Annotated in this window: 11 protein-coding genes; 10 read left to right on the top strand and 1 reads right to left on the bottom strand. The window is 72.8% G+C overall.

The annotated features are described in order from the left end of the window. The first annotated feature begins 346 nt into the window (after positions 1 to 346). The 4 genes from ileS (at position 347) to MHY49_RS17185 (ending at position 6498) form a co-directional block, all read left to right on the top strand. The gene (ileS, locus tag MHY49_RS17200; protein WP_239206185.1) at positions 347 to 3643 is read left to right on the top strand and encodes an isoleucine--tRNA ligase; all 3297 of its coding nucleotides are present in this window, start codon (positions 347 to 349) and stop codon (positions 3641 to 3643) included. Between the two features lie 100 nt (positions 3644 to 3743). After that, positions 3744 to 4814 carry a DUF2891 family protein gene (locus MHY49_RS17195; RefSeq protein ID WP_239206183.1) on the top strand — a complete coding sequence of 357 codons (1071 nt, stop codon included), beginning with the start codon at positions 3744 to 3746 and terminating at the stop codon, positions 4812 to 4814. Between the two features lie 11 nt (positions 4815 to 4825). Further along, positions 4826 to 5527 (top strand): DUF969 domain-containing protein, encoded by a 702-nt coding sequence (locus MHY49_RS17190; protein WP_200503622.1) that lies wholly within the window; start codon positions 4826 to 4828, stop codon positions 5525 to 5527. After that, positions 5524 to 6498 carry a DUF979 domain-containing protein gene (locus tag MHY49_RS17185; protein WP_200503621.1) on the top strand — a complete coding sequence of 325 codons (975 nt, stop codon included), beginning with the start codon at positions 5524 to 5526 and terminating at the stop codon, positions 6496 to 6498. The genes MHY49_RS17190 and MHY49_RS17185 overlap by 4 nt, the downstream gene beginning before the upstream one ends. A gap of 96 nt (positions 6499 to 6594) precedes the next feature. On the opposite strand, the gene MHY49_RS17180 is transcribed toward MHY49_RS17185, so the two are convergent. Further along, positions 6595 to 8271, bottom strand: a complete 1677-nt coding sequence (locus MHY49_RS17180; RefSeq protein WP_239206181.1) for a WXG100 family type VII secretion target — start codon at positions 8269 to 8271, stop codon at positions 6595 to 6597. A gap of 303 nt (positions 8272 to 8574) precedes the next feature. Here MHY49_RS17180 and MHY49_RS17175 point away from each other — a divergent pair, with 303 nt between their 5' ends. The 6 genes from MHY49_RS17175 to MHY49_RS17150 all read left to right on the top strand — a co-directional run. Continuing rightward, positions 8575 to 9948 (top strand): folylpolyglutamate synthase/dihydrofolate synthase family protein, encoded by a 1374-nt coding sequence (locus MHY49_RS17175; protein WP_239206179.1) that lies wholly within the window; start codon positions 8575 to 8577, stop codon positions 9946 to 9948. A 2-nt stretch (positions 9949 to 9950) separates the two neighbouring features. Then, entirely contained in the window at positions 9951 to 10367 is a 417-nt protein-coding gene (locus MHY49_RS17170) for a DUF4233 domain-containing protein (protein WP_228358910.1), read from the top strand. A gap of 78 nt (positions 10368 to 10445) precedes the next feature. Further along, positions 10446 to 10868, top strand: a complete 423-nt coding sequence (ndk, locus tag MHY49_RS17165; RefSeq protein ID WP_239206177.1) for a nucleoside-diphosphate kinase — start codon at positions 10446 to 10448, stop codon at positions 10866 to 10868. A gap of 154 nt (positions 10869 to 11022) precedes the next feature. After that, complete coding sequence (locus tag MHY49_RS17160) at positions 11023 to 11172, top strand: hypothetical protein (RefSeq protein WP_193636296.1); 150 nt, start codon at positions 11023 to 11025, stop codon at positions 11170 to 11172. A gap of 83 nt (positions 11173 to 11255) precedes the next feature. Beyond that, on the top strand, positions 11256 to 12755 hold the full coding sequence (gene ftsY / locus MHY49_RS19430; protein WP_239206175.1) for a signal recognition particle-docking protein FtsY: 1500 nt from the start codon (positions 11256 to 11258) through the stop codon (positions 12753 to 12755). A gap of 208 nt (positions 12756 to 12963) precedes the next feature. Continuing rightward, a partial coding sequence (locus MHY49_RS17150) for an ammonium transporter (RefSeq protein WP_239206173.1) occupies positions 12964 to 14307 on the top strand: 1344 nt, incomplete at its 3' end.

Genomic DNA, 14307 nt, shown 5'->3' with positions numbered 1-14307 from the left:
CCCACCCGCCCCCACTCCACGACGAGACCGATTCCACCGCGAACCCCGGTGACCCGTCCGTCGGCCCCGACGTAGACTGACGCCCATCGGCATCGACCCGGCCATCACCGGTGAGCCGCGGGAAGAACGGCCAGGGGCCCGAGTGCGCAGCGCGAGCGGGTCGTCGGCCCAGTAGAACCCGCCGGGACCAGCCCGTCACAGCTGAGGAACGAGGGGATGCCTTCCGGGGCGTCAACCGAGGTGGTACCGCGCACGCGCACCGCCCCGCCGCAGGTCGGCAGGGGAGGGGAGCGGCGTCCTCGGACAGCACAGTCGCCGTCCGCCTACGCCCCGCTCGGAGGTCCTCATGGTCTATCCGGTCTCCGGAGACCCGCTCGTCCCCTCGCCGAACCTTCCCGATCTCGAGAGCCGCATCCTGCGGTTCTGGGACAGGGACGACACCTTCCGCGCCTCGATCGCGCAGCGCGAGGGCGCCCCCGAGTACGTGTTCTACGACGGCCCGCCCTTCGCCAACGGGCTCCCGCACTACGGGCATCTGCTCACGGGCTTCGTCAAGGACGTGGTCCCGCGCTTCCGCACGATGGACGGGTACAAGGTGGACCGCCGCTTCGGCTGGGACACCCACGGCCTGCCCGCCGAGCTCGAGGCCATGCGCGAGCTGGGAATGACGGAGAAGTCCGAGATCGAGGAGATGGGCGTCCAGGCGTTCAACTCCGCCGCGCGCTCCTCGGTGCTGAAGTACACCAAGGAGTGGGAGGAGTACGTGACCCGGCAGGCGCGCTGGGTCGACTTCGAGAACGGCTACAAGACCCTCGACGTCTCCTTCATGGAGTCCGTGCTGTGGGCCTTCAAGACCCTGTGGGACAAGGGCCGCGCCTACGAGGGCTACTACGTGCTGCCCTACTGCTGGAACGATCAGACGCCGCTGAGCTCCCACGAGCTGCGCATGGACGACGACGTCTACCAGGACCGCCAGGACCCGACCGTCACCGTCACCTTCCCCTTCGAGGGGGAGAAGGCCGACGAGCTCGGCCTCGCGAGCGTCAGGGCCCTCGCCTGGACGACGACCCCGTGGACGCTGCCCACGAACTTCTCGCTGGCCGTCGGGCCGGAGGTCGAGTACGCGGTGGTGCCCGCCGGGTCCGAGGGTGCGGCCGACGGCGGAGCCTCCGGCGCCGACCGGTACCTGCTGGCCGCGGCCCTGGTCGGCGAGTACGCGAAGGAGCTCGGGTACGCGAGCGCCGAGGAGGCCGTCGCCGCGGTCGAGGCTCGCACCTACCGCGGCGCCGAGCTCGAGCACATGGCCTACGAGCCGCTGTGGACCGTCTACTCGGAGGACCGCGAGCGCTGGGGCACGCAGAACGCGTGGATCGTGACGGTCGCCGACTACGTCTCGACCGACGACGGCACCGGCGTGGTCCACCAGGCCACCGCCTACGGCGAGATCGACCAGCAGGTCAACGCCGAGTACGGGATCCCCGTGATCGTCTCCGTCGACGACGGCGCGCAGTTCCTCGACTACTTCCGCGGCACCGCGCTCGACGAGATCGCCGGGCTGCAGGTGTTCGACGCGAACCGGCCGATCATCCGCAACCTGCAGCGCGAGCACCGGCTGATGCGGGAGAAGAGCCACGTGCACTCCTACCCGCACTGCTGGCGCTGCCGGAAGCCGCTCATCTACAAGGCCGTGAGCTCCTGGTACGTGAAGGTCGCCGATCAGCGCGAGCGGATGCTCGAGCTCAACGAGCAGATCGACTGGGTGCCCGGCAACGTCAAGCACGGCCAGTTCGGCAAGTGGCTCGAGGGCGCTCGCGACTGGGCGATCTCCCGCAACCGCTACTTCGGCTCGCCGATCCCGGTGTGGAAGAGCGACGACCCGAACCACCCGCGCATCGAGGTGTACGGCTCGCTCGCGGAGCTCGAGGAGGCCTTCGGGACGCTCCCGCGTGACGAGTTCGGCGAGGTCAACCTGCACCGGCCGTACATCGACGAGCTCACGCGGCCGAACCCCGACGATCCGAGCGGGAAGTCGACGATGCGCCGCATCACCGACGTCTTCGACGTCTGGTTCGACTCCGGCTCGATGCCGTTCGCGCAGGTGCACTACCCCTTCGAGAACGCCGAGTGGTTCGAGAGCCACAACCCCGCGGACTTCATCGTCGAGTACATCGGCCAGACCCGCGGCTGGTTCTACATGATGCACGTGCTGGCCACGGCGCTCTTCGACCGTCCCGCGTTCACCTCCGTCATCTGCCACGGCATCGTGCTGGGCGAGGACGGGCAGAAGATGAGCAAGTCCCTGCGCAACTATCCCGACGTGCGCGACATGTACGCGACCTACGGCGCGGACGCGATGCGCTGGTTCCTCATGAGCTCGCCGATCCTGCGCGGGGGCAACCTCATCGTCGACGAGGCGAAGATCCGCGACGCCACCCGCCACGTGGTGCTGCCGCTGTGGAACGTCTGGTACTTCCTGGGGCTGTACGCCAACGCCGCCGGCTCGAAGGACGCGGACGGCCGGCCCCAGGGGTACCAGGGGAAGACGCGATACGAGTCCGACGACGTCATGGACCGCTACCTGCTGGCGCGCACGGGCGTGCTCGCACGGGGCGTGCGGGAGTCCTTCGAGGCCCTCGCGATCGCCGACGCCGCCGAGCAGATCCAGGACTACCTGGACATGCTCACCAACTGGTACGTGCGCCGCTCCCGCGACCGCTTCTGGGAGGGCGACGAGCAGGCGATCGACGTGCTCTCCACGTGCTTGGAGACGCTGTGCCGCGTGGCCGCGCCGCTGCTGCCGATGGTCTCCGAGGAGATCTGGAAGCAGCTCACCGGCGGTCGCTCGGTGCACCTCACCGACTGGCCGGACGCGGAGCTGTTCCCGGCCGATCCGGAGCTGGTGGCGCAGATGGACGACGTGCGGCACGTGGCGAGCGTCGGCAACTCGCTGCGCAAGAAGGAGGGGCTGCGGGCGCGTCTGCCGCTCGCGCAGCTCACCGTGGTCCACCACGACCCGGCCTCGCTCGCGCCCTTCGCGGAGATCATCGCCGACGAGCTCAACGTCAAGGACGTGCGGCTCGTGGACGTGGCGAGCGAGGAGTCGCGCTCGATGGGCGTCGAGCAGCGCCTGAGCGTGAACGCGCGCGCCGCCGGGCCGCGCCTGGGCAAGCAGGTGCAGGCCGTCATCAAGGGATCGAAGGCGGGCGACTGGTCCGTGGCCGAGGACGGCACGGTCACCTCCGGCGGGATCGCACTGGCCGAGGGCGAGTACTCGCTGGATCTCGTCGCCGGCTCCGACTCGGCGGCCGAGGGCCGGGCGATCGGCGTGCTGCGCGGCGGCGACTTCCTGGTGCTCGACACCCGGGTGACGCCCGAGCTGGAGGCCGAGGGCACCGCGCGCGACGTGGTGCGCGCGATCCAGTCGGCCCGGCGCGACGCGGGGCTCGACGTCTCGGATCGCATCACCCTCACGGTCTCGGGCGACCGGGCCGTCGTCGACGCCGTCGCCGCCCACCGGGGCCTGGTGGCGGGCGAGGTCCTCGCGACCGCGCTCGAGGTGCCGGCCGAGCCCGCTCCCGGAGCGCACGAGGCGAGCGAGAAGGTCTCCGGCGGCACGGTGAAGGTGTCGGTCGCGAAGGCGTGAGGCGGTCGGGACCCGGCGCGTCGGCTCGATACGGGCGGCGCCGGGTCCCAGACTGTCGGGGCGGTCCGCGCGCTGGGCGCCGCCGCGGAAGGAGCCCCGGATGACCACCATCGCGCACAGCGGAGTCCCCGCCGACGCGCCGCTCGACGCCCTGGCCGGGGTGGCCCTGGAGAACCTCTCGCGGCAGTTCCCGTACGCCGCCCACCACGTGCAGGACTCCGCCGAGGACCTGCGTCAGCCCGCCCGGATGCACCCGGCCTTCGCCACCTCCTTCGACTGGCACTCGAGCGTGCACATGCACTGGCTGCTGGCATCGCTCGTCGAGGCCACGGCCGACGCCCCCTGGCGGGAGCAGGCCCTCGTGCTGCTCGCCGACCACCTCGCTCCGCAGCATCTCGCGGTCGAAGCGGCCTATCTGCGCGAGCACCCCACCTGGGAGAGGCCCTACGGATGGGCGTGGGCGGCGCAGCTCGCCGTGGCGCTCGCAGAGGCCCGCACACCGGAGCTGCGCCGGCTCGCCGGCGCCGCCGACCCGCTGCTGGACGAGGTGCTCGCCCTGACGCGCAGCTGGCTCCCGCGCACCCCGCTGCCGGTGCGGCACGGGCTGCACACCAACACCGCGTTCGGCTTGCGCCGCCTGCTGCGCGCGGCCCGCGCGGCTCGCGCGACCAGTGCGGCCTCGGCCGACGAGGCGAGCGGCGAGATCGAGCAGGCCGCCCGACGGTTCTTCCTCGACGACGCGGACTGGGCCTTCGACCAGGAGCGCAGCGGGCAGGACTTCCTCTCCGCCGGACTCAGCGAGGCGGACCTCATGATCGAGGTGCTCGACGAGGACGAGCTCGCCGCCTGGCTTCCGCGCTTCCTCTCCCGCCTCCGTCCGGGTTCCGACGTGCTCCGCCCCGTCCCCGTGATCGATCCGAGCGACGGGTACCAGTCCCATCTCGACGGGCTCGGCCTCACCGCCGCGGCGAGCGGCCTGCGGATCGCCGACGCGCTCGAGCGGATCGGATCCGAGCACGGCCGGGAGCTCGCCGCAGCCCTGCGGGATGCGGCCCCGCGCCTGATGGAGCCCGGTCTGCGCTCCGCCGTCTCCGAGGAGTACATGGCCTCCCACTGGCTGGCCACGTTCGCCTGGGAGGCGCACCTGGCCCTCGCATCCCGCACCGACTGAAGGAGGCGCCCATGTTCGTCCTCATCGGGGTCGCGCTGGTGATCATCGGCTTCGCCCTGCGCATCAACCCCCTCCTGGTGGTGACCGTCTCCGGCATCGTCACCGCGCTGATCGGCGGCCTCACGCCGGTCGAGATCCTGAACACCTTCGGGACCGGGTTCGCCGGGTCCCGCTCCATCACCACCTTCGTGCTCGTGCTCCCGGTGATCGGCCTGATCGAGCGGTACGGACTGCAGGCCGCGGCCGGCAACCTGATCCGCAGGCTGAGCGGCCTCACCGCCGGGCGGCTGCTCGCCCTCTACATGCTGATCCGCCAGGCGACGGCCGCGATCGGCCTCCAGTCCGTCGCGGGCCCCGCCCAGACGGTCCGGCCGCTGGTCTACCCGATGGCGGAGGCCGCCGAGGAGCGGCGCCGAGGAGCCGCTCCGAACGAGAAGGCCACCGAGACCATCAAGGGGTACTCGGCCTCGGCCGACACCGTGGGCGTCTTCTTCGGGGAGGACGCCTTCGTGGCGATCGGCTCGATCCTCCTCATCACCTCCTTCGTGGACACCACCTACGGGCTCACCCTCGAGCCCATCCAGCTGGCGCTCTGGGCCGTGCCCGTGGCCGTGATGGCCTACCTGGTGCACGGCACGCGGCTGCTGCGGCTCGACCGCAGGCTCGACCGGCTCGCCGGCGCCGTCCCGGTCCCGCAGGGAGGCGCGAAGTGATCTCCAACGAATGGCTCTACTGGCTGATCGGCGCCTTCTTCCTCACCGTCGCCGTGCTCGTCGCCACGCACGAGGACCACTCGCGCAGGCTCGGCTCCGCGGCGTTCTGGGGGCTGCTGGGCCTCTCGTTCTTCTACTCCACGTTCGTGACCGCCGGCTCCGCGCCCGCCTGGGTGCTGGGCCTCGCGGTGCTCGCGATGGTGGCGATCGCCGGATTCGGCGGTCTCGGCAAGGGCACCGAGCACACCACCTCCGAGGAGGAGAGGGAGGGCTTCGCGGCGCGGCTGCGCGGGCGGCTGTTCATCCCCGCGCTGCTCGTGCCGATCGTCACCGTGATCGTGGCGCTGCTCGGCCCGCGGCTCAGCGTGGGCGGCGAGCCGCTGCTCGCGGAGGGGTCGGCCACGCTCACGGGGCTCGGCGTGGGCGCGCTGGTCGCCCTCGTCGTCGCCTGCATCATCCTGCGGCCGCCGCGCCTGTCGGTCCCGTTCACCGAGAGCACGAGACTGCTCGAGGCCATCGGCTGGGCGGCGCTGCTCCCGCAGATGCTCTCGACCCTGGGGACCCTGTTCACGGAGGCCGGCGTCGGCACCGCCGTCGGCGACATCTTCGGGTTCATCGTCCCCGAGGACGTCCTGGTCTGGGGCGTGATCGCCTACTGCGTCGGCATGGCCGTGTTCACCGTGATCATGGGCAACGCCTTCGCGGCCTTCCCGATCATGACCGCCGCCGTGGGCTGGCCCATCCTCGTGGAGAACTTCCACGGCAACGCCCCTGCGGTGTTCGCCCTCGGGATGCTCGCCGGGTTCTGCGGGACCCTGTGCACGCCGATGGCCGCGAACTTCAACATCGTGCCGGCCGCGCTGCTGGAGATGAGGAACAAGTACGGCGCGATCGCCGTGCAGATCCCGACGGCGCTGATCATGCTCGTGCTCATCACCGTGTTCATGTGGGGCTTCGCGTTCTCGCACTGAGCATCGGCCTGCGGAGTCTGCGGAGTCTGCGGGGCCTGCGGGGAGGGCAGCGCCGCGACGGTCGGCCCTGATCCGGGACGACCCGACCGGACGCCGTCACGGCTCACCGCGCCCGACGTCGACCACGGTCGAACGGGAGACGTACGTGCCCTCGCCGATGTACCGGCCGTCGAGATCGCCCTGGAGCGCGGACAGGACGGGGTCGGAGGCGGTGTGCTCCTGGATCGATCCGTAGTAGTAGGCGTCCGGGGAACCGCTCTCGAAGGACTCATGGTTCGCCTCGATCCCGCGGACCCCGTCGCTCGCATGCTGCGTGCTCCCGGGCAGCATCACCTCGTGCACGTTCGGCGCGCTCAGGGTGCCGCCTCCCATCTGGGCGCCCTGCAGGTCCAGCTCCGCGATCGGATCGCCGGTGTACTCGAGGTCCGCGCGGTGGGAGGTGCCGAGGGAGAGGTGGGGATCCAGGCCGACGGGGCCGTGCGCCACATTGACGACCTGGGTCGAGTCCTGGGACGGGATCACCGTCTGCACCGGGGAGCCCGCCGAGAAGCTGTGGGTCACGTTGAAGGTTCCCTCCGCGCCGCAGGTGCTGTTGAAGCTCGGGTCCGCCGCGAGGTGCGAGGTGATGATCCCGCCCTGCGAGTGCCCCACGAGCATGACGTCGGCCCCGGCGGGGACGTCGGCGGCCGTCATCGCCGCGCGCACGTCGTCCATCGCGGCAGGGTCCTGGCCCGCGACGAGCCGCAGGTTCGAGCCCCAGTCCCGGGAGTTGCCCGTCTGGCCGTAGGCGCCGGAGGCGTCCAGGACGTCGGGGCCCTCCGTGGGTGGCACCTGCACGATGTACACGGGATCGCCGCCGGACGTGCTGCGCACCTCCTGCACGCCGATCTGCCCGGTCGCGAGCGCGCCCGAGGAGTCGGCGCCGCGGCCCTTCATCCGCAGGGAGTCGTTGCCGATGAGGAGGTCGCCCAGGTCCCGCGGGCTCGCCGACGGCGCGTCGTCGACCCGCACATCGGAGACGATGCCGCCGAGACGGTCGTCGAGGAAGGCGGTGTCCTGGTCGTCGTCGCTGACCGCCTCGGAGGTCACGGCACCGGCGGAGCCGAGCGCCACGACCCCGGAGGCCCCGAGCTCCGCGTACGTGGGCGCTCGCTCGCCCGCGGCCCAGTCCTCGAGGATCCCCCCGAACCGGTCGCCGTCCCGGCGCAGCTGGCCGATGGCGTCGCTGCGCCGACCGGAGCGATCCAGCCCCAGCTCGAGGGCGTCGAGGCCCGAGTCCCAGCTCCGGCCGACCGCATCGGAGACCGAGTGGGCGGTGCCGGAGAGGAGCTGCTCCCCGGGGTGCTCGAGCCAGTCGGGGATCACGGGGTTGTCGTCCCGCAGGTACCCCTGGTGCATGTCCGACGACGGCGCATCCGGGATCCCCGAGACGGGGTCCGATGCGTCGGGCGCGCAGACGCCCAGCGCTCCCGGTTCCGAGCCGCCCGCCCCGCCCCCGCTGCCCTGGGCGGTCGAGGCCGCGTCCTGGTCGTCGGCCTGCGCGGCGGCCTGCTCGCCTCGCGAGGCGAGTGCCGCGGTGGCGGACCGGAAGGCGTCCAGGGAGAGCAGTGCCCACAGGGAGCGGAAGGCCTCCGCGTCCGGTCCGCTCCACGCGGCGCCCGTGACGGCGGCGTCCAGATGCACCTGCCATGCCTCGAGCCGATCGGCGGCGCCGCGGAGGTGCTCGGCGTGATCGCGCACCTGTGCGGTGTCCATGCCGCAGAAGCCGCTCATCGTCCGACCCCTGCCGCCACCGGCCCCACCGTCTCCCGCCGGACCTCCCGGAGTCCCGCCAGTCCCTCGGCCATGTGCCCCTCCTCGCCTGCCGCTCGCGCCGCGGGACGGCCCCCGCGGTGCATGCCGGTCACGCTAGGAAGACGGCGCCTGCGCGACCACGGCCCGGCGCCCGTTGTGGATGGGCGCACGATGGGGAGGACCGGTGAGGGCGCTCCCCGGCGCGCGCTCGTAGACTGGAGGACGGCCGCCGGCCGTCGGCCGCCGCACTCCACCCCGCCCACCCCGTCCCGAGGAGCCGCAGTGCCACGTCCGTCCCGTCCGGAGCTCGGCCCCCAGCTGCGCGAGGTCTACGCGGCGCTGCTCGAGCGGGCGCCCGAGAACCGCATCGAGCCCGACCTGAGCCGCATCCGCCGGGTCATGGAGCTGATGGGGGACCCCCAGAACTCCTACCGCTCCATCCGCATCGCCGGCACCAACGGCAAGACCACGACCGCCCGCATCGCCGAGGCGATCCTGCGCGCCGCCGGCCTGCGCACCGGGCGCACCACGAGCCCCCACCTGCACTCCCCGGCCGAGCGGATCGCGATCGACGGCGAGAGCGTCGACGAGGAGGCATTCGTCCAGGCCTACCGGGACGTCGAGCCCTTCGCGCTGATGGTCGACGAGGAGTCCCGTGCGGCCGGCGGCCCGCCCCTGACCTACTTCGAGTACCTCACGGCGATGGCCTACCAGGCCTTCGCCTCCGCGCCCGTCGACGTCGCCGTCGTCGAGACCGGCATGGGCGGCACCTGGGATGCGACCGGCGTCGTCGATCCCGACGTCACCGTCATCGCGCCCATCGGCTTCGACCACCAGGAGTACCTGGGCGAGACCATCGAGGAGATCGCGGGGGAGAAGGCCGGGATCCTCACCTCGCGCGCGCTCGCCGTGATCGCCGAGCAGAGCGAGCCCGGGGCCTTCGACGTGATCCGCGAGCGCCTGCTCGAGCTGGGCACCGAGGCCGCGATCGAGGGCGACCAGATCGGCGTGCTCTCGCGCACCCCCGGCGTCGGCGGGCAGCTCGTGACCTTCCAGGGCATCGCCGGTCGCTACGAGGACGTGTTCCTGCCGCTGCTCGGCGAGCACCAGGCCCACAACGCCCTGCTCGCGATCGCCGCCTGCGAGGCGCTGCTGGGAGGCGGCGAGCAGGTGCTCGGCGCCGACCTGCTCACCGAGGGGCTGGCGACCGTCACCTCCCCGGGCCGCGCCGAGGTGGTGCGCCAGGCGCCGACGATCCTCGTGGACGCCGCCCACAACCCCGCGGGCGCCGAGGCGCTGGTCGCGACCGTGCGCGAGAACTTCCGCTTCACCCGCACCATCGGCCTCGTGGGGATCCTGCAGGAGAAGGACGCCGAGCAGCTGCTCGCGACCCTCGAGCCGCTGCTGGACACCGTGGTCGTCACCCAGTCCTCCTCGCCGCGCGCGATCCCCGCCGACCGCCTCGCCGACGTCGCCCGCGACGTCTTCGAGGACGAGGACCGCGTCATCGAGTCCGCCTCCCTGCCCGACGCGATCCAGCGGGCCGTGGACCTCGCGGAGGCCTCGGGCGACCAGTTCGGCGGCGTCGTCGCCGCGGGCTCCGTGACCCTCGCCGCCGAGGTCCGCGACCTGCTCGGCGTGGCCGAGGAGGTCTGAGCATGGCCCTGCACCTCACCCCGTCCCAGCGCCCGCACGGGGCGCAGCGGATGTTCAGCTCCACCACGCTCACCGTCGAGGCGCTCATCGTCTTCTTCGCGGCGCTCGTCTCCCACCAGCTGAACCCCGAGGACCGTGTCCCCGTGTGGACGATCTCCCTGATCAGCGCCGTGCTCCTGCTCGCCTGCGCGGGCATGCTGAAGAAGCGCGCCTGGCCGTACGTGCTCGGCGCCCTGCTGCAGATCCCGATCCTGCTGCTGGGACTGTGGGTGAGCGCCATGTGGATCGTGGGCGCCCTGTTCGCCGTGCTCTTCGTATACGGGGTCCTCAAGGGGCACGCGCTGGACCGGGAGAAGGACGCGGTCGACGCCCGCTACTGGGCCGCCCATCCCGAGCAGGCGGACACCCCGGGGACCTGATCCCTCGGTCGAGGGCTGGTCGAGGGCTGGTCGACGGCGGTGAGGCGCCGTGCGGGCACGACCGATACAGTGCCCTCCATGACCGAACGCACTCTGATCCTGCTCAAGCCCGACGCCGTCGAGCGCGGCCTGCGCGGCGAGATCCTCCGCCGCCTCGAGGCCAAGGGGTATGGCATCGTCGCCCTCGACCAGCGCGTGGCCGACGCCGACACCCTCGCCGCCCACTACGCCGAGCACGAGGGCAAGCCCTTCTACGGCCCGCTCGTCCAGTACATGGGCTCCGGCCCGCTCGTCGCCGTCGTCGCCGAGGGAGAGGGCGTCATCGCCGGCTTCCGCTCGCTCGCCGGCGCCACCAACCCGACCGAGGCGGCGCCCGGCTCGATCCGCGGCGACCTCGCCCGCGAGTGGGACGCCCCGGTGATCCAGAACCTCGTGCACGGCTCCGACTCCGTCGAGTCCGCGAGCCGCGAGATCGGGATCTGGTTCCCCGCGCTCGGCTGAGCCCGCTCCGCGCAGCACTGCGGCCGACGGCCCCGCTCCCGCGCCCTCATGGCCCGGGGGAGCGGGGCCGTCGTCGTTCGTCTGTGAGCAAGGCGACACGCGGTCGTCCTCTCGGATGATGGAAGCGGAGGCCCCTCCCGCTGAGAATGAACCCATGGGCATCGTCATGATCGTCTTCCTCCTCTTCGCCGTCCTCGTGGGGGCGCTCGTCCTCGTGCTGACCGCGCTGAGCTCGCGCGCCGTCGAGCGCGCCGAGGACGGCACCGTGCTGCGCGGCTCCTCGCGCACCCGCCGCGACGCCTGAACGCGCGGTCCGCACCTCCCTCCGTCCCGCCTACACTGGGCGAGGCCTGCGCCGCCCGGCGCCGTTCGACCCGGAGGTGACCTGTGGACCCCAATGACATCCTCGCCGCCCTCGCCGGCGCCGGCGGCGGCATCGTCGTCATCGGCGCCGGAGCCTGGGCATGGGTGCGCAGCCGGCGTCGCCGCGGCCAGGGCGGGGATCAGGACGCCGAGGGCCGCCAGGACTCCCAGGGCGCCGGTCGCGCCGATCGCACCGGCGGCTCCACCGCCACCGCGCAGAAGCCCCGCACCGACCGGCCCGCGGCCCCGACCTGGGGCGACACGCTCTCCAAGCCCGCCTCGCCGTCCGCTCCCGCGGCGCCCACGGCCGGCAGCGCCTCCGCGCGCGCCGCCCACCCCTCGAACCCCGTCATCCCCGGCACGGAGCCGGGACGCACCGCGACGCCCGACTCCGCCTCGACCGGCGCCTCGCCGTCGGCCCCGACCGATGGCCCCGAGGCCGCGGAGACCACGGAGTCCACGGAGTCCGCTCAGGCCGCCGGGACCACCGAGGCGCCCGCCGAGCTGCCGGAGACCGACGCCCAGGCGCCCGCGGACGCCCAGAGCGCCGAGACCGCGCCGCCGCTCGAGACCCCCGAGCCCGCCGGCAGCCGCATGGAGCGCCTGCGTGACCGGCTCTCGCGCTCCGGGTCGCTCGGCCGCGGCCTGCTGGGCCTGCTCACGAGCGGCACGATCGACGAGAGCACCTGGGACGAGATCGAGGAGACGCTGCTGCTGGCCGATCTCGGTCCCGACGCGACCGACGAGCTCATGGAGAACCTGCGCCGCCGGATCCAGGTCATCAGCACCGACGACCCCGCGCAGATCCGCGAGGCCCTGCGCGCCGAGCTGCTCGCCCTCGTCGACCCGAGCCTGGACCGTCGGCTCGCCGCGACCCGCCGCGAGGCGCCCGACGGCACCGAGGTGCCCTCCGTCGCCCTCATGGTCGGCGTCAACGGCACCGGCAAGACCACGACCGTCGGCAAGCTCGCCCGCGTGCTCGTCGCCGAGGACCGCAGCGTCGTCCTCGGTGCGGCCGACACCTTCCGCGCCGCGGCCGCCGACCAGCTCGCCACCTGGGGCTCCCGGGTGGGCGTGGACACCGTGCGCTCGGACCGCGACGGGGCCGACCCCGCCTCGGTCGCCTTCGACGCCGTCGCCCAGGGCATCGCGCAGCAGGCCGACGTCGTCATCATCGACACCGCCGGCCGCCTGCAGAACAAGAAGGGCCTCATGGACGAGCTCGGCAAGGTGCGCCGGGTCGCCGAGAAGGCCCTGCACGGCGACGGCGTCGCCGAGGTGCTGCTCGTGCTGGACGCGACCACCGGGCAGAACGGCATGCAGCAGGCGAAGGTCTTCTCCGAGGTCGTCGACGTCACCGGCATCGTGCTCACCAAGCTCGACGGCACCGCCAAGGGCGGCATAGTCGTCAACGTGCAGCGCGCGCTCGGCGTCCCGGTGAAGATGGTCGGGCTCGGGGAGGGCATGGACGACCTCGCCCCCTTCGACCCGCACGGCTTCGTCGACGCGCTCCTGGAGGCCTGAGCCGGCCGCCCGGCAGGCCCTCTGGTCGGCCGTCCCGGCGGCCGCGCGGCCGCCTCCCTCCGCCGTCCACGCCCCGGACCCGAGGTCACGAAAAGATCACGGCGGGCCCTGGGGAGGCGGCCGGAGGGCGACCGACCGCACCATGTGACCACGATCCTCCCGGGTCGCGCCGGGCTCCCGCCCCGGCCCCTCCGAGCCAGGACTGGACATGGAGCCCTTCACCCTCGACACCGGAGCCACGGCGTGGCTGCTGGTGAGCGCGTCGCTCGTGCTTCTGATGACGCCCGCCCTCGCCTTCTTCTACGGCGGCATGGTGCGCGCGCGCACCGTGCTCAACATGATGCTGATGTCCTTCGCCGCCCTCGGCGTCGGCGCGATCGTGTGGACCCTCCTGGGGTACTCGATCGCCTTCGGCGACGACATCGGCGGCCTGTTCGGCGACCCCTTCCAGTTCTTCGGCCTGCACGGCGAGGACGCCCAGTCCCTGCTCGCGGGCTCCGGAGTGCCCTTCCTGGTCGCCGCCGGCTTCCAGATGACCTTCGCGATCATCACGCTCGCCCTCATCTCCGGGGCGATCGCCGACCGCGTCCGCTTCGGCACCTGGATCGCCTTCAGCGCGGTCTGGATCATCCTCTGCTACGCCCCCATGGCCCACATGGTCTGGGGCGGCGGGCTGCTCTCGGCCGACGGCCCCTTCGCCGCGATCGCCGAGCCCATCGACTTCGCCGGCGGCACCGTCGTCCACATCAACGCGGGCACCGCGGGCCTCGTCCTCGCCCTCATCGTCGGCAAGCGCCTGGGCTGGGGACGCGACCCCATGAAGCCCCACAGCCTCCCGCTGGTGATGCTCGGCGCGGCGCTGCTGTGGTTCGGCTGGTTCGGCTTCAACGCCGGCTCCGCCGGGACGGCCGACGGCACGGCGGGCCTGGCCTGGGTCAACACGACCGTCGCGACCGCCGCCGCGATGCTGGGGTGGATGATCACCGAGAAGATCCGCGACCGCAGGGTCACGAGCCTCGGTGCCGCCTCCGGCGTCGTCGCGGGCCTGGTCGCGATCACCCCGGCCGCCGCGGCCGTGAGCCCCGTCGGCGCGATCGTGCTGGGCGCGGTCGCGGGCGCCGTCTGCGCCCTCGCCGTCGGCCTCAAGTACCGCCTGGGCTTCGACGACTCCCTCGACGTCGTCGGCGTCCACCTCGTCGGCGGCCTCGTGGGCACCGTCCTCATCGGCCTGCTGGGCACCGAGACCGGCCTGTTCTACGGCGGCGGGATCCGCCAGCTCGTCGTCCAGATCCTCATCGCGATCGCCGCCATGGTGTTCTCCGCGGTGGTCACGGCGATCATCGCCCTCGTGCTCAGGGGCATCATGGGGTGGAGGATCACCGAGGAGGAGGAGCTCGCCGGCATCGACGTCACCCGCCACGCGGAGACCGCCTGGGACCTGGTGGGCGGCCCGGCCTCCCGCCGCAGCCCCCACGCGGCCCCGGGGCACGTCGGCCCGACCGCCGGGACCGTCTCCGCCACTCCCGCAGAACCCGTCCCCGCAGAACCCGCC

The organism is Brachybacterium sp. ACRRE, from assembly GCF_022346485.1.
GTDB lineage: Bacteria > Actinomycetota > Actinomycetes > Actinomycetales > Dermabacteraceae > Brachybacterium > Brachybacterium halotolerans.
This window is presented reverse-complemented; position numbering and strand designations above follow the sequence as displayed.